Origin of the sequence: Salinimonas lutimaris (genome assembly GCF_005222225.1) — a bacterium.
Taxonomy (GTDB): Bacteria; Pseudomonadota; Gammaproteobacteria; order Enterobacterales; family Alteromonadaceae; genus Alteromonas; species Alteromonas lutimaris.
In genome coordinates, this window is sequence record NZ_CP036536.1 from 3305374 (window position 1) to 3323617 (window position 18244).

Annotated in this window: 5 protein-coding genes; 1 reads left to right on the plus strand and 4 read right to left on the minus strand. The window is 52.6% G+C overall.

The window, feature by feature from the left end; all coding sequences use genetic code 11:
- Positions 1 to 16: 16 nt before the first annotated feature.
- The 4 genes from EZV72_RS14615 to EZV72_RS14630 are packed head-to-tail and all read right to left on the minus strand — an operon-like array spanning position 17 to position 6036.
- The gene (locus tag EZV72_RS14615) at positions 17 to 604 is read right to left on the minus strand and encodes a response regulator transcription factor (RefSeq protein WP_137167920.1); all 588 of its coding nucleotides are present in this window, start codon (positions 602 to 604) and stop codon (positions 17 to 19) included.
- A 1-nt stretch (position 605) separates the two neighbouring features.
- On the minus strand, positions 606 to 1955 hold the full coding sequence (locus tag EZV72_RS14620; protein WP_137167921.1) for an HlyD family type I secretion periplasmic adaptor subunit: 1350 nt from the start codon (positions 1953 to 1955) through the stop codon (positions 606 to 608).
- A complete protein-coding gene (locus EZV72_RS14625; protein ID WP_232364433.1) occupies positions 1955 to 4129 on the minus strand; it encodes a type I secretion system permease/ATPase in 2175 nt (724 codons plus the stop codon). The genes EZV72_RS14620 and EZV72_RS14625 overlap by 1 nt, the downstream gene beginning before the upstream one ends.
- 8 nt (positions 4130 to 4137) lie before the next feature.
- Positions 4138 to 6036, minus strand: coding sequence for a TolC family outer membrane protein (locus tag EZV72_RS14630; protein WP_137167922.1), 1899 nt, complete (start codon positions 6034 to 6036; stop codon positions 4138 to 4140).
- Positions 6037 to 6325: 289 nt separating this feature from the next.
- On the opposite strand from EZV72_RS14630, the gene EZV72_RS14635 reads away from it, so the two are divergent.
- Complete coding sequence (locus EZV72_RS14635; protein WP_137167923.1) at positions 6326 to 18166, plus strand: Ig-like domain-containing protein; 11841 nt, start codon at positions 6326 to 6328, stop codon at positions 18164 to 18166.
- Positions 18167 to 18244 lie beyond the last annotated feature (78 nt).

The window sequence follows — 18244 nt, forward strand, 5'->3', positions numbered from 1 at the left end:
AGAATACCGCCCTCAGTTAAGACAATTTTTCAAAATGGCCGAGTTTAAGTAACAGGCCGACCCGATCCCTGACCCCGAATTTTCGTAAAATGGCAGAAATATGCTGCTTAACCGTGCGCTCGGTAATGCGCATATGGGCGGCAATCTCAGCATTACTCTGGCCATCCAGAATACCGTTGGTGACTTCTTTTTCGCGCTCTGTCAGCGTATGTTCATCCTGTTCATGCCGCTTAAATTCGGCCATTGCGGCCAAATTACCTACGACTCTGACCAGCAGGGATTCAGGCACCCAGATCCCCGACTGAGAAACCGTAGATAAGATATTATCCATTTGCCGGCGGGATATCGTTTCACCACAATAGCCCCGGGCGCCGGCCAGAAAAGCCAGTTGCATCTCCCTTTCCTGCAACAACGGGCTAACCAGCACGCTGGTGATGCCAAGGTTTTTTAAACGGGTAAGCAACTGTGGCCAGTCATGTCGCCGTCCACTGACCCAGCAGACCGTGCAGCTGGCCGGTATCTCATCCGGTCCGGCGCAGTGCACCGCGCTGGCTTCAATTAACGCCAAACGGGCGGGCTCATTACAGATCAGAGCTTGTGTCATGTTACCGCTCCGATAATGACGATGAGGTTGCTTTAAGAATAGGTTTAAGCAAATAATCCATCACACTACGCTCGCCGGTGACAATATCCACCTGGGCGGTCATGCCAGGCAGAATCTCCAGCGCCTGCTGGTTCAGGCTGCTCATCGTACGTAGTCTGACAATATAAAACGTATTGTCTTTTTCATCGGTCACGGTATCAGCGCTGATATGCTCGACTCTGGCCTGCATGCCGCCATATATCGAAAAATCATAGGCGCTGAACTTGACGATGGCTTGTTGTCCGTACTGAATAAAGGCAATGTCTTTGGGCGATATTTTAGCTTCCACGATGAGCTGATCGTCATGTGGGATCAGCTCAACCACCTGACTACCCGGCGTGAGCACCCCACCCACCGTATTAAACAGTAAGCGCTGCACGGTTCCTTTCACCGGCGCTCTGATTTCAGATTGTGCAACCACATCTTCCAGACCGGTTTTTGACTGGGCCAGCACTGCCAGCTTGGAGGTCGCCTCGGCCAGTTCCCGGCTCCACTGATTCCGGGCTTTAATTGCGGCTTCTTCCTGCGCCGACTGTGCTTCGGCAATGGCCGACAGGCTACGCTCAACCGCCGCCAGCGTCCGGTCAACACTGCCATTAAGCTCTACCAGCTGCCGGTCGAGCCGCAGTATATCCATCTCAGATACCGCGCCGGATGCCAGCAAGGGCCGGGTCACGGCCAGCTCCTGCTTAATCAGTTCTCTTGATTGCTGGTACTGGGACAGGTCCGCCCGGGCGGCGGCCAAATCCTGTTGCCGCTGTGCGATACGGCTGTCAAACCCTCTGGCCAGCTTTTGCTGCTCGTCCAGGTTCGACAGATACAGGGAGCGCTCTGATGCCACCACTTGTCCGCCGGTATGTTCAAGTCCGGCAGAAAATACCAGTGGTGTATTGTTCACCAGCGCCTGAAGCCGGGCGATTTTTGCCTGCAGCCCAATCTGTTGCGTGGCATTTTCCTGTAACGAAGACACATACCGGGTGGGATCGACCCGGACCAGAACCTGACCTTTTTCTACCAGCTGCCCCTCGCGAACCAGTATTTCCTGTACCATGCCGCCGTCGTACGACTGTATAACCTGTAGTTTTTGTGACGGCACGACCTTCCCCTCTCCCCGGGCCACCTCATCGATAATAGCCAGTGCGGCCCAGATCAAAAAGCCTGCAATGGTTGCGATGATCACATACAGCATGCGTTTGGCTTTGGTTGGCGTTTGCTGAATACGCGCCCATTCGGCTTCCAGTACCCAGTCATAATCCGGCGGCGGCGCCATCCAGTTGCGTACGGCTTTTTTGAGTAAACTGGCTTCAGACATTAATTTGCTCCTGCCACTTTACGGGTCTGCTGATTCAGTTTTGCCAGCTGTGCCATGACCTCGTTTTTGGGCCCGTCAGCAACAACTCTGCCTTTATCCAGCAGAATGACCCGGTCAACCAGATCAAGCATGGCCATTCGATGGGTATTGAGAATCAGTGTTTTATTTTTGGTGTAGCGTTGTAGCAAGGTCTTGATTCTGACTTCCTGCTCCGCATCCATTGCCGAGGTCGGTTCATCAAGAATGAAAATTGACGGGTCCCGAATGAGAGCCCGGGCCAGGGCCACTGCCTGGCGTTTACCACCAGAGAGATTCAGTCCCCGTTCGCCAACCTGCATATGCAGGCCTTCGGGGTGTTTATTGATAAACTCGAGCAGTCCAACCTCCTTCACCATATGCCACAAGTCGTCTTCATGAATCTCATCGTTAAAGATAGACAGATTTTCTTTCATGGTGCCGGAGAACAATTGAAAATCCTGGGGCATATAGCCAATCTTCCGGCGTAGAGCGTTGGGCTCGTATTGTTGCAAATCAATGCCATCAAGGGTGATAAGTCCCTGCTTGGGCCGGTATGCTTTCATCAGCATACGATTCACCGAGCTTTTTCCTGAGCCGTTTTTGCCCAGTATTGCGACCTTTTCACCGGGCATGATGGTAAACGATGCTTGATTCAATACATTGACCTGTTGTGATGGATAGGCAAAAGCGACGTTACTAAAGGCAATTTCGCCGCGAATATCGGTATGTTGCGTCCACTGGGCGTGATCAGGTGACTCCTCGGGCTTGCCCATCAGCTCATCAAGCGCCTCCATGGCCGATTTTGCATGGTGGAACTGAGCAATCAGTCCGGCGGTGGCTGAAAGCGGCGCCATCACCCGGCTGGACAACAAATAGGCGGCAATGAGGGCCCCTTGAGTAATAACACCATCGACGACTAAATACACACCGGTGATAATAATGCTAACCCCAACACCTTGCTGAACCACCGACGCCAGGTTACCTACCGAACTGCCCAGCAGTCTGAGTTTGGCATTCACCTTGGCCAGAAAAATAGACTGCTTTTCCCAGTGATACTGCATATGGTTTTGCGCACCGAAATAACGGACATCATCAAATTCGCCGACCACCTCCGTCATCAGTCCGTTTTTGCGAGAGCCGATTTCCAAAGAATCGGTCGCCAGATCTTTCATCACTTTTTGCACATAAAAGCCGTAACCGATTATTAGCGCGCCACCAATCAGTACGATACCGGCTAGATAGGCATCAACCACAAAAATGATACTAAGCAGTACAAACGCAAATGGAATATCCACCATAGCCACAATGGTGATTGAATTGAGCATGCCCCGCACTGCTTCAAATGAATTTAAAGAACTGACCAGCGCGCCGGTTGAACGGGGTTTTTCAGTAAAACAAAGCCCCATGACTTTTTGCAGCAATTTGGCTGACAAGCTAACATCAATTCTGCTGGCGGCCAGCTCCACAAAATAGTAGCGCAGTGAACGCAGGGCAAGGTCTGCCACCAGTGCCAGCGACACACCGGCAGCCAGCACCCACAAGGTTTCGAGCGCGGCATTGGGCACCACACGGTCATACACATTCATCACAAACAACGGCAATGCCACCGACAGTAAACTGATAAAAATGGAGGCGATAATCACATCCCGGTAGAGCTTGTGCGTTGTTTTCACCACACTCCAGAACCAGTGGCCCTGCCCGCTATTATCCAGTCGCTCTTTGCGGTTAGTGACATGTTGCTGTGGGCGAACAAAAATCACATATCCGGTGAATTGCTCGCTCACGGTGTTAAGCGGCACGCTTTCCACCAAGTCGTTCATCTCTGGAAACACCACCTCTGCGGTATTATTGTTAGTGTCTACCGAGACCAGCACGCAGGCTTTTTTATCATGAAGAATCAGGATGGCAGGCAACAGTGCAGGATTGATGTCGTCAATATTGCGACGCATAGAGCGCGACTGAAAGCCGGCTTTGGCAGCCGCTCGCGCCAGTGCTTTGGGAGATAATTCACCATTATTTAAGGGTAACCCTGTGAGCACCGCCAGACGGGAAAACGGAATGTGATGAATGGCACAAATCGCTTCCAGACAATCCATCAGCACACCGCCGTCGGAGGCGGTATCTAATCTTTCAGCAGAAGAGTAATGCATAAGCATACTGGTCCTTACATAATCACAGTGTTCAGAGTTTCAGCACTTATAACTTTAGCCTCTATCCGCCGATTTACACTATATGCATCCTCATTATTACCGGGCCGCAGCGGGCGCTGCTCGCCGTGGCTCACGGCAATGACTCTGGCAGCATCAATGCCATTTTCCCGGGTCAGCCAGTTTGCCAGTGAGTCTGCACGCTGCTGACCCAGTTTGAGATTATAGGCAGCCGGACCATCAGCGCTGGTGTGACCTTCAATAATGACAGCCCTGGTCGGGTCATCGTTAAGCATAGCTACCAGGGCGGGTAACTGAGCAATGTTGCCCGGCACAAATGAGGCGGTATCTTTCGCAAACCGGATATCCAGCGTAAATTGCTTTTCTACCTCAATATTGTCTAGCTGCGACAGCGTCTCTGCGGGTGTCCCTGCCTGTGCTTGCGGTATCACCGCAGCAGGCTTGTTTACGGCACAGCCATCCATATCAACACGGGTATCCGGGGCAGTTTCAGGGCAGTCATCCCACACATTGGTGACCCCATCACCATCATCATCCTGAGTAAGGATATTACCGGTTATAGTAAGGTGGCCGGGATTTAACGCCGGGCAAATATAACGGGGATCGTAGTTGACCGGACGCTCTGCAAGCTGCATCGGATCTGGCCAGGATTCACGCACCATATCGAGTTGTTGTAATAAGGTTCCTTTTGACCCAAGCAGCCGGATCACCGCTTTAAACTGTGTGTATCGAGCCTGCGTGTATGCCCGGCTCGATTCATAAGCCTCATTTTCCGAGTCCAGAAGATCAAGTAGTGTGCGCTGGCCCAGCTTAAACTGCCCCATATAAGCGGTACGAACTCGCGCTGAAGACAAACGGTGTTCATTCAGTGAGGGGATCTGGCTATCCAGATTAACAATGTCGTTATGCGCTATCTGAATGGTCTGGCGCATATCGCGACAGGCTTTATCCCGCAGATCTTTGGCTTGCTCTACCCGCAACACCGCCGCCGATACCTGACGCTTATCGCGGCCGCCGTTATACAGGTTATATTGCAGGTTGATACCGGCGCGGGCCTCTGTAATAGAGTTATTTAAACCGGCTTCATCACGACTTTGCGTGCCGTAACTGGCATTGAAAGTAATTCTGGGTTTATATCTGGATTTTGCGCTTTCAATTTCATAGCGGCTGGCATCAATATTGTAGATTGCCGCCAGCAGATCCGGGTTGGTGGTGTACGCACGGGTTAAGGTATCGGTAATGCCGATATCAACATGGTCTGCCACTGCAGGCTGATACGGCTGAAGCGGCCGGTCTGCCACGATGCCGGTAATCCGTAAAAAGCGGGCAGATACATCATGCAGGTTGGACTGTTCAGTAATGACATTTGATTCAGCCAGCGAAAGCCGGCCATTGATTTGCTCTAAATCAGCCCGACGGGCCACCCCCGCTGATGCACTTTTTTCTACCTGTTTGTAAACACTGATATGAGTTTTCAGGTTTTCTTCAGCAATATCCAGTAGTTCTCTGAACTGAAGAACATCAAGATACGCAATGACCGCATCCTGTACCGATATATTTAACTGTGACTGAAATTCATAAAAACGGACAACCTGCCCCTGTTTAAGGCTGTGAATATTACTGGATGTAAAAGCGCCGTCATACAATAACTGGGATAAGGCAATGTTCACTTCATGTGCCGGATAATCCTGGTCCTGCCCATAGTTACGGTCTACAAACGCGGAAGATGCGTTTACATCGACAGTTGGCCGCCACGCCCCCTGACCTATTTTGACATCCAGACCAGCTTGTTCAAATGCATTAAATGTTGCTCTGACTTCGGGGTTATTATCGATAGTCTGTTGCACTATGAAAGGCAGTGATAATACCTCAGGCTGATTTTGCTGTGCTGACATCGTCTGCTGAGCGAGCACGCTCAGTGGCCAACAACACGCAACTATCAGGCCCAGAAACAGGCCAATTCCACATTGCATAAATTTTCCTAAATCATGTAATAACGCCATCTCTGACAAATCAGGAGATCTTTGTAAACGTAGACAATGGGGAGGGGTTGCGCAAACCGCCGGACTTAGCCTTTAGCCTAAAATCAGCATTTTTTTCCAGCGCCCTGTACTCAGGTCCAATAACAGCCTTCATCCGATGTACTAAGGTTAAATCAATTCGTTACACACTGAGTAGACAGCAATGGCAGCCCAAAACTACGAACTGATTGAATTAAGAGGAAAATTGGTACTGCAAGGCGACGATGGCAGTTATTTAGAGCTGACCGAAGAAAGCCTGGCCGCCAATAACATTACGCTATCAATGGAGGGAGGGCAGCCGGTCCTTCTGGTGGACGGGCAGCCTGTGCCAGTACCCGCCGACCTGGCTGAACAAATCAGCAACATTCCTTTTAATCCTGCCGGGTTTGACAGTGAAAACAGCGTGTTCGACGATTCCTTAGAAGCACTGGCGCAGTCACTGGAAAATGCCGATATGGCACCGACCAACACTGATGCAGATTTCTTAGCCGCACTGGAAGGCGATGGCGATATTCTGGATGAGTTAGAGGCCACGGCTGCCGGTTTGACCGGAGGTGGCGGCGCCGAGGGCGGCAGTACGTTTGTCCGGGTGGCCCGTATTGCAGAAGACGTTGACCCTTTAGAGTTTGAGTTTAATACCATTGATAACGAAACTCAGGAATTTACCGAGAACCCAGCCGGTAACAGTGAGCAGCAGGAAGCATCTGAGCCACCTTCCATTGAGGTGACGCCGGAGCAGGAATTCAGTCCCAATACGCCCATTACCGGTCAGACTGACCTGCCAGAGGGCAGCGATGTTGTGGTGGTCATTACTGACAGCAATGGCGATACGACTGTAATAACAACACCTGTACTGGCTGATGGTACTTTTGCCGCAACCCCACCTGATACGGTAGCAGAAGGTGATTTTACCGCTGATATTGTGGCCACTGATGAGGCCGGCAATACCACCACAGACACTCTGGCTGGTACATTCGACAATACTGCCCCGCAAATCACCATTGATACCACCGGCGATAGTAACGGCGATAATACCGTGGTCACGGGTAGCAGCGACCTTCCGGCTGGTAGTGAAGTGAGTATTATCGTGACCGATAGTCAGGGTAATGAGCAGGTATTTACCACCGAAGTACAGCCGGACGGCAGTTTTGCTGCGACCGTACCGGCTTTACCTGAAGGCGATGCCACCATTATCGCCGAAGCACAGGATAGCGCCGGGAATAATAGTTCTGTCAGCACAGAAATAACTGTTGATAACACAGCACCGGTCATCACCGTTGATCCTATTGATAGTAGTAACAATTTAACGCCCGCAATTAGCGGTAACAGCGACTTACCCGCAGGGGATGTTGTCTCAATTGTTATCACCGACAGCCTGGGGAATCAGCAAACACTGGAAGCGGTGGTGCAGCAGGACGGTACATTCTCAGTAGAGGTAGCGAACACCTTACCTGACGGCGAGTTTACCGTGGAAGTCACCGCAACTGATGCAGCCGGCAACACGGCTACCAGCCAGATCACCGGTGGCGCCATTGACACCACGGCCCCTGAGCTGACGTTGGATCCGCAAACTTCCGGCAACGATACCACTCCCATCATTTCCGGCTCCAGTAATTTGCCGCCAGGCAGCACGGTGACGCTGAGCGTTACCGACAGCACCGGCAACACCCAGACATTCACCGCCACGGTTTCTGACGCTGGCACCTTCAGCGCCGAGGTGCCCGCTGCACTGGCCGAAGGGCAATATAGCGTGTCTGCGCAGGCTACTGATGAGGCGGGCAATACCAGCTCCGCACAGTCTGATAGCGCAAGTATCGACACCACCGCGCCGCAGCTTACCCTGAATGACCCACTGCTTGATGAAAATGGTCAGGTTACCTTGTCTGGTGAAACCAATTTGCCGGCCGGCAGTACCGTTGAGTTAACCGTTACAGACAGTGCCGGCAATGTGCAGGTCATTAGCGCCACGGTGCAGGCAGACGGTACATTCAGCACCCAGCTACCGCTAGCGCTTGCCAGTGGTGAATACACCATCAGTGCGCAGGCCAGTGATGAAGCAGGCAATACAACAAACTCATCCACCACCGCCACTCAGGCTGACTCAGGTAACACAGATCCGGGTGCCGGCAATGGCGATGGTAACGCCGGAGATAGTGGTAATAACGGCGAATCTGGCGTTAGCGGCGGTGATAATACCGATCCCGGTGCTCAACCCACTTTGGTTATTGACCTTAATCCTTTGGCCAGTACCAACATTGCACAGCCTGTGCTGGAAGGGTCCACTAACGCGGTAGCCGGAAGCACAGTCACCCTGACCCTGACTGACAGCGCGGGGAATACTCAATCCTTAACAGCCACGGTTGATGGCGCTGGCTCCTTTACCACCCAGCCCGATACACCCATTGCTGTTGAAGGCGACTTTACCGTGTCGGCGCAGGTCAGTGATAACGCTGGCAACACGGCCAGTGATACAGAAACAGGAAGCTTTGATACTACCGCCCCAACGCTGACGATAGATGCGCAGCCCCCCGGCAATGACACCACACCAACAGTGTCGGGAAATACTGATTTGCCCGCAGGCAGCACCATAGACATTGCGGTGACCGATAGTGCCGGCAATACACAAAACTTCACCGCACTGGTTCAGCCAGATGGCACATTTGCCGCAGAAGTGCCTGCCGGTTTAGCCGAGGGCACTTACTCAGTATCCGTTACCGCCACCGATCCGGCAGGTAATCAGGCCAGTGCTACAAGTAGCGGCGAGGTAGATACGACAGCGCCAGATATCAGTCTGGATGCGCAGGCCTCTGGCAACGACGCCACGCCACCAATTACCGGTAATACTAACCTGACTTCAGGCAATACAGTGTCGATTATCGTCACCGACAGTGCCGGCAATAGCCAGACTTTTGATGCCACCGTGCAGCCGGACGGCACTTTTAGTGCCGATGTGCCGGCCGACCTCGCTCAGGGTAACTATTCAGTCACAGCCACTGCTATTGATGCGGCCGGCAATTCGGCTTCGGCAACAACCAATGGTTCGATAAATCTCAATGCACCCTCACTGACTATTGATGCCAGCCCGGTGACTAATGATTTGACACCATCGGTATCCGGTAGCACTGACTTACCTGCTGGCGGTACGGTTGCACTTAGCGTCTCTGACAGTGCTGGCAATACCCAGACATTCAGCGCCACCGTACAGCCGGACGGCACCTTTAGCGCGGATGTGCCAGCCGATTTGGCGGAAGGCAGCTACACGGTCACCGCGCGTGTAACAGACAATGCAGGGAATGAGGCGACCCAAACAGCAACCGGCGAGACTGACATTACGCCACCGGCGGTTACGCTGGATACCCAAACAGAAGGCAACGATACCACCCCGACAATTTCTGGTACCACAGATTTGCCCACAGGCAGTACAGTTACACTGACGGTGACTGACAGTGCCGGCAATAACCAGACTTTCCCTGCCACCGTTCAAAGCGACGGTAGTTTCAGTGCCGATGTGCCAGCTGAACTGGCCGAAGGAAGCTTTACGGTTGAGACTGTGGCCACCGATATCGCCGGCAATAGTGCTACTGCTTCCACCAGCTCCCAGATCGATACCACTGAACCGGGTATCACTTTGGATGCGCAGGCACCAGGAAACAATGCCACACCGGTTATCAGCGGTACCAGCGATCAGCCTGCCGGTGCGACTGTTGAGCTAATGGTGACTGACAGCGCAGGAACCACCCAGACATTCAATGCCACAGTTCAAAATGACGGAGGTTTTAGCGCTCAGGTACCTACAGCGTTAGCCGAAGGCACATTTGATGTGGTTGCCAGTACCACTGATGCTGCAGGCAATACCGCTACCACCAACGGGTCTGGCCAGCTGGATCTGACTGCACCAACACTGAATCTGATTCCACCGGGAATTGGCAATGATGCCACACCGGCGATTGCTGGCTCAACTGATTTACCCGCTGGTACTACCGTTACGCTGAGCGTGACGGACAGCGCCGGAAATACCCAGACCTTTGATACCCAGGTCAATGCCGGTGGCAGTTTCAGTGTGAACGTTCCTGCGGATTTGGCTGAAGGAGATTTTATCGTTACTGCCAGTGTGACTGACGAGGCGGGCAATAATACAACGCTGACAGCCGAGGGTGAGCTGGATACGCAGGCACCGGCGCTTAGCGTAGATACACCCCGGGGCACAGATAACGAAACCAACCCGGTGGTATCCGGCACGACAGATCTACCAGCCGGTGATACGGTACAAATCACGTTGACCGATGCCAATGGAGATACCCAGAAGTTTTTCGCTACGGTCAGTCCCGACGGTACATTCAGTGCGCCAGCGCCGGTAGCAGTGGCCGAAGGCAGTTTTACTGTGTCAGTCAGTGCTCAGGATACAGCAGGCAACACCAGTACCCAGGCTACCAGCGGCATTGTGGATATTACCGCTCCGGTCATAACGATTAATGATCAGGGCACCGGCAATGACACCACACCACTTATCAGTGGTAGCTCTGACCTGCCAGCCGGCAGCATCATTGAGCTGACCGTTACAGACAGTACAAATACCTCTCAGACATTTGATGCGGTGGTACAGGCTAACGGCACATTTAGTGCTGAGCCCCCTGCCCCGCTGGTTGATGGCAGCTACACCGTCAGTGCATCAGGCACAGATTCGGCAGGCAATAACACCGTAGTGACAAATAATACCGGCGTGGTAGATACCAACGTGCCTGCTCTGACAGTCGATGCCACCGGCGCAATCAATGACGCTACGCCCACCATTACCGGCAATACAGATCAGCCAGCAGGTACCACCGTTAGCCTGACCGTAACTGATACCAGTGGTGTTCCGCAGAACTTTACCGCTATAGTAGCCTCCGATGGCAGTTTCAGCGCTGATGTGCCTGCTAACCTGGCAGAAGGCAACTTTACTGTGGAGGCGTCCGTCACCAGCACAGGGGGCAATACCGCTACCGCATCAGGCAGCGGCGAGATTGATACCACTGCCCCTGTGGTGAGCTTGAATGTCCTGGATACCACCAATGATACAACCCCGCTCATTAGTGGTAATACTGACCTTGAAGAAGGGGTACAGGTGAGTATTACCGTTACGGATGATGCCGGCAACACCCAGACTTTTTCTGCCACCACTCAGGCTGACGGCAGCTTCAGTGCGCCGGTGCCCGCAGCATTACCGGAAGGAAATTACTCAGTTGCTGCAAGCGCCACTGACAATGCCGGAAATAGCAGTACCGCCACGACATCAGGCGGCATTATCGACACCACGGCACCGAGTCTGACCCTGGATTCACTGGTCATAGATAACGACGTCACACCTACTATCAGCGGCACAACCGATTTACCTGCCGGTAGTGAGGTGCAGTTGCTGGTGACTGACTCAGCAGGTAACGAACAAAACCTGGTGGCCACAGTACAGGCTGATACCAGCTTTAGCGCAGAGGTACCGGTGGCAATGGCCGAAGGCATCTATCAGGTCAGAGCCACCGCCACCGATGCCGCTGGCAATGAGGCGACTGATACAGCCAGTAGTGAGATTGATACTTCCGCGCCAACGCTAACCCTCACGCCGCAGGAAGCGGGTAATGATGTCACGCCAACCATTTCAGGCTCCACCGACCTGCCCGCCGGAGAAACAGTACAAATCAGCGTAACCGACAGCGCAGGGAACACGCAGACATTTGATGCCACCGTACAAAATGACGGTAGCTTTGCCGAGGCAGTTCCCGCAGCACTGGCGGAAGGTAATTACACGGTTGGTGCAAGTGTCACTGATGCTGCGGGTAACCAGTCTACCGCCGCAACCAGTGGTGAAATTGATACTGTTAATCCTGTGGTTACGCTGGAGAATCCCGGCCTGGGTAATGACACCACCCCGACCCTTACCGGCAACACAGATTTAGGCAGTGGTGCTACGGTGACTTTGACCGTAACCGATGCCGCTGGAGCTACCCAGACCGTCACCGCCACAGCCGGTGCCAATGGTGATTTCAGTGCAGAAGTCCCGGCAGCGCTGGCTGAGGGTGAATACACTGTTCAGGCCAGTGTGGAAGATGACGCCGGCAATACAGCCAGTGACACCCAGACCGGCGAACTGGACAGTGTAGCGCCTACCATTTCTTTAAATCCGGTAGGCGAAGGCAATGACCCGACACCGCTGCTAACCGGTACAACGACAGGCGCGGTGCAGGGCACAACGGTGACCCTGATTGTCACCGATGCTGATGATGTAATACGCACATTTACCACCACTACAGATAACAGCGGTAACTTTAGTGCAGAAGTGCCGGCCAGCCTGGCCGAAGGTGACTTCACCGTAACAGCCACCATCACCGACCCGGCCGGCAATGTTGCCAGTGACACTGAAACCGGCACGCTGGACATCACACTGCCGGTGGTCACTATTGACCCGCCAGCGTTAGGTAATGACACAACCCCAACGCTAACCGGCAATACGGATTTAGGCAGTGGTGCTCTGGTTACGTTGACCGTAACCGATGCCGCTGGGGCTACCCAAACCTTCACCACCACAGCCGGCACCAATGGTAATTTCAGTGTTGATGTGCCCGCAGCGCTGGCTGAAGGTGAGTTCACGGTACAGGCTAGTGTGACCGATAATGCCGGAAACGAAGGCCTGGCAAGTCAGACCGGCGAGCTGGATATCACTGCCCCGGTTATCACTATTGATACCATCGGCGATGGCAATGATACGACTCCAACACTCAGTGGTACCACCAATGTGGGGGGCGGCGCTCCGGTGAGCCTGACAGTCACTGACACTGCTGGCAATACTCAGACCTTTAGCGTAACCACTGCATCGGATGGTAGTTTCAGTACTGATGTACCATCGGCGCTGGCCGAAGGTGAGTTTACCGTCACGGCTCAGGTCAGCGATGCTGCCGGTAACAGTGCTACAGATACCGAAACTGGTGTGCTGGACATCACACTGCCGGTGGTTACTATCGACCCGCCGGCGTTGGGTAATGACACAACCCCAACGCTAACCGGCAACACGGATTTAGGCAGTGGTGCGACGGTTACTTTGACCGTAACTGATGCCGCCGGGGCTACCCAAACCATTTTCGCCACAGCCGGCACAAATGGTAATTTCAGTGTTGATGTGCCCACAGCACTGGCGGAAGGCAGTTACACTGTTCAGGCCAGTGTTACCGACGCTGCCGGTAACACAGCCACTGATACCGAAACCGGCACGCTGGATATTACGCCCCCTGTGATAGACCTGACCCCACCGCCTGCTACTAACGACACAACGCCCACGCTAAATGGCACAACCAATATGGGTGGCGGCGTTACGGTGAGCCTGACAGTTATTGACAGTGCTGGCAATTCGCAGACCTTTAGCGCAATCACCGCATCGGATGGTAGTTTCAGTGCTGATGTTCCATCAGCACTCGCGGAAGGGGATTACGCAGTTTCCGCTCAGGTAAGTGACGCAGCGGGTAACAGCGCATCTGACAGTGAAACCGGTACGCTGGATACGACCGCACCGACAATTACCATCGACACCCAGGGAACCAATGCCGATACTACACCCTCGATTCATGGCACCAGCGACTTGCCGGCCAATAGTACGGTTTCGATTACGGTGACCGATGCTGAGGACACTGAGCAAACCTTCACAGCCGCAGTACAGCCGGATGGCTCATACAGTGCCGAGGTACCTCAGGTTATGGCTGAAGGTAACTATACCGTAACGGTCACCGGTCAGGATGAAGCAGGTAACAGTACCACCGCCACTGACACAACGGGCCAGATTGACTCAACGGCCCCACTGATTTCACTGGATGATATTGGGCTGATTAACGACCCCACGCCAGAGATCAGCGGTACCACGGATGCAGACGTAGGCTTGACGGTGACAGTGACCATCACTGATTTTCTGGATTCCACACAAACACTGACTACCACAGTGAATGCAGACGGAACCTTTAGTGTGACTGCCCCCACCCCATTGGCAGACGGGGCATTTGAAGTCTCGGCCCAGGTGACCGATGGCACCACCAGTACAGCACTGGTCACCGCGGACCTGGACACCCAGCTGCCGGAAATTGAGTTTGATACCCTGACCATTAGCAATGGTACTCCGCTGATTACCGGCACCAGCGATGATATTGGCGCTAACATTGAGCTGACCCTGACCGACGCGCTAGGGGCTGAGCAGGTGCTCACTGTACAGGTACAAGGCGACGGCACCTTTAGTGTAACACCGGGGCCGATGGCTGATGGTACGTTTAATGTTGATGCTGTCATTGTGGATCAGGCTGGCAATATCAATAATATTGACAGCAGCGGACTGGTAGACTTTACTGATCCCACTATTTCACTGAGCGACTTCAATGTAGATCTGAATTCTCCGGTCATCGCCGGTACCACCGACGAAGCGGGTGCAGATATCACCCTCATACTGACCGACGCTTTAGGGAATATTTATGAGCAAGTGACGACGGCCGATGGCGCAGGAAACTTCTCATTTGACCCCAGCGCGCTGGGTCTGGCAGAGGGAATATTGCAGGTTAAGGCCCAGGTACTGGATGCAAACGGCAATCTGGCGTCTGTAAGTTCTACGGGTGTGCTTGACCTGACCGCTCCGGTCATCAGTATGGATCCTATCAATTTTGCCGACAATACCCCGTCTATTCTGGGTCGGGGTGGCGAGCAGGGTAATGCCGTTGAAGTCACCATCACTGACATTAATGGTGATAGCCAAACGCTGACAACAACAGTAGGCGCAGATGGTACCTTCGAAGTGATCCCATCGCTACTGCCTGATGGCGGCATTACTATTGCTATAGAAGTAGTGGATGATGCAGGCAACCTGCTGAATATCACCGAAACCGGTATTATTGACACAGTGGCACCACTTATCAGCCTGAATCCACTGGATTTGAGCAATCTGACGCCGGTAATTACCGGTACCAGTGATGCTCTGGGCGAGCAGGTATCACTACGCATCACCGATGCAGGGGGGAATATTCAGAACCTGGTGACGACCGTGCAAAACGATGGCACCTTCACGTTTGATCCGACCACAGCACTACAGGAAGGCTTGCTGACTATTGATGTTGATGTGGCTGATAACGCTGGTAATGTGGCCTCGGTAAGCACCAGAGGCCTGCTGGACTTGTCTTTGTCTGTTTTGAATCTTGAAATTATAGACATCAACCAGTCTACGCCTCTCATTCAGGGTACCAGTAACCTGATTAATTCAGAAGTCACGCTGTCTTTAACCGATTCGGCGGGTGATACACAGCTGCTGAGTGTAACAGTGGGTAGCGACGGCACTTTCAGCGTGACCCCGCAGGCAGTACCGGATGGTTTACTGTCGGTGGATGCTTCACTCTATGACGCCTCGGGCAACCCGGTCAGTCTGATCGTATCAGGTATTATTGATACGCTGGATCCATCGCTATCTCTAAATGATATTGATGAAACCAGCGCCCAGCCGCTGATCAGCGGCCTGAGTGATGAGATTGGGGCGACTGTGACTCTGGATTTAGTCGATGCGCTAGGAAATGTGTTGCAAACACTCAATGCAGTTGTACAACCTGATGGCACCTTTGCCGCCTTACCCACTATAACGCTCAGTGCAGGTGATATTACTGTTAATGCATCGGTATTTGATGCTGCAGGTAATACAGCAACAGCGTCGGTAAATGGCATTATTGATCTGACGGTCCCTACCCTTAGCCTGGCAGCGCTGGACTTAACTTCATCACAACCCACTATATCCGGTATCAGTGATGAGATTGGCGCCACAGTTTCTATTAATCTGGTTGACGGGCTGGGTAATACACTGGAAACCCTGAATGCGGTTGTTGGCGCCGATGGCACTTTCACGGTAACACCAACGATTACCCTGCTTGATGGCACAGATCTGACAGTTAATGCGCAGGTACTGGATGATGCCGGTAATGTGGCCACAGCGACAGTGGATGGAATTATCGACCTCACTGCTCCGTCACTAACCGTTGCTACGCCGCTAATTAATACCGTTGACCAGCTGATTACCGGCACCAGTGACGAAATTGGTGCAATTGTGACTCTGGAGCTACTGAACCAGGCCGGCACGCTGATAGAAACGCTGTACGCAACCGTATTGGGTGATGGTACCTTCTCAGCTTCGCCAACCCTGCCGCTTAGTGACGGCGTCCTGAGAGTAAACGCCAGTGTACTGGATGCCGCTAATAACCTGACTGAAGTATCTATCGACGGACTGGTTGATTTAACCCTGCCGATCATTACTATCGACGGCTTTGAATTAAATACACTTCGTCCGGTCATTACCGGTACCAGTGACCAGATTGGTGAAGTCATTACCGTTAAATTGTTCGATGCCAGCAATAATTTAATTGAACAAATCCCCGCGACGGTTCTAGGCGACGGTACATTTTCTGTCATTCCCAGCACTGATTTGCCTGAAGGGTTATTGAATATTCATGTTGGCGTGCTTGATGAAAATGGCAATGAAGCAGAAGTTTACACCAGCGGTATTATTGATCTGGATGTATTACAGCTAGATGTACTGACTCTTAATGAAGGGCAGCCTGAAATTACCGGTACCAGCACCTTGTTGGGCGGACTGGTGACCATCACCTTGTTTGATGCGCTGGGCAATGAGATTGAGACCCTGACCGATACCGTAGACGGCAGCGGTAACTTCTCAATCATTCCAACCAGTGTTCTGCCTGAAGGCTTACTAACGGTGGATGCCACCATTCTGGACGCACATGGAAATCTGGCCACTGTGGATACCAGCGGCATTATTGATTTGACCGTGCCGGTTTTGAATCTCAACGGATTTGAACTGGACACCCTGTTGCCGACTTTCACCGGTTCAACCGATGCTGATCCAGGTACTGTTGTTACCTTAGAGTTGCGTGATGCCTCTAATGTATTGATTGATACCCTGACTGCAGTTGTGGATGGTAGCGGTAACTTCTCAGCCACCCCGAGTGCTGACTTACCCGCTGGTCTGTTGACGGTCAATGCCAGCGTGCTAGACCCGGCCGGTAATGAAGCAGCGGTGTCGACCAGTGGTCTTATTGACCTGAATGTTCTGCAACTGGATGTGCTGACACTTAACGAAGGTCAGCCGACAATTTCCGGCACCAGCACTGCTGTCGGTGGACTGGTTACTATCACCTTGCTTGATGCTTTGAATAATGAAATTGAGACTCTGACTGACACAGTCGATTCCAATGGCCTGTTCTCGGTTGTGCCGGTTAATGTGTTACCGGAAGGCTTGCTGAATGTGCAGGTGGATGTTGTCGATGTGAACGGCAACCTAGCCAATATTACCACCAGCGGCATTATTGATTTGACCGTGCCGGTTCTGAATCTTGATGCAATAGGCGAGACTTATGACAGCACGCCTCTGATAAGCGGTAATACAGAAGAAAATGCAGCTGTAGTGATTACACTCGATGGGATGGACTATCCTACACTTGCTGACAATGATGGAAACTTCACCATTGAAATTCCGGATGTCATTCCAGAGGGCACTTTCGAGGTAACCGCACTGGCTACCGATGCAGCCGGGAATCAAAGTACGGTTGAACAAATCAGCGGAGAATTGTTACCACGGCTGGAGATTACTGACGTAAGTTCATCCACGTTACTGACACTTACTACCACCACCATCACAGGTGTTGCAGACCCGGCTCTGGCTGGCGCTGAGCTGGATGTTACTGTGACCTTGCTGGGTGTTTTAGAGCCCAGTGTGCAGAGCGTTTTAATTAAGTCTGACGGATCGTTTGAAATTGTCGAAATATCGGTTGGGGAACTGGCCAGCGTAAGTATCAGCCTGGATCCGGGCGATGGTAACTTACTCACGGCTGATCTGGATCTTGGCACTCAGTCAACTACGTCATCAGAAGAGACTTTTGCCGGTTCCGGTAGCGAAAGTGTCAACTCGGTTGTTGGAGGTTTGCTGGGTGGTGGCGGCCTGATTGAGTAGTGATATTTCAGGGAGATCCGCCACCTACCGTCGTCCCCGCGAAAGCGGGGATCTCCTCAACAGGCTGGCTGACTAAAA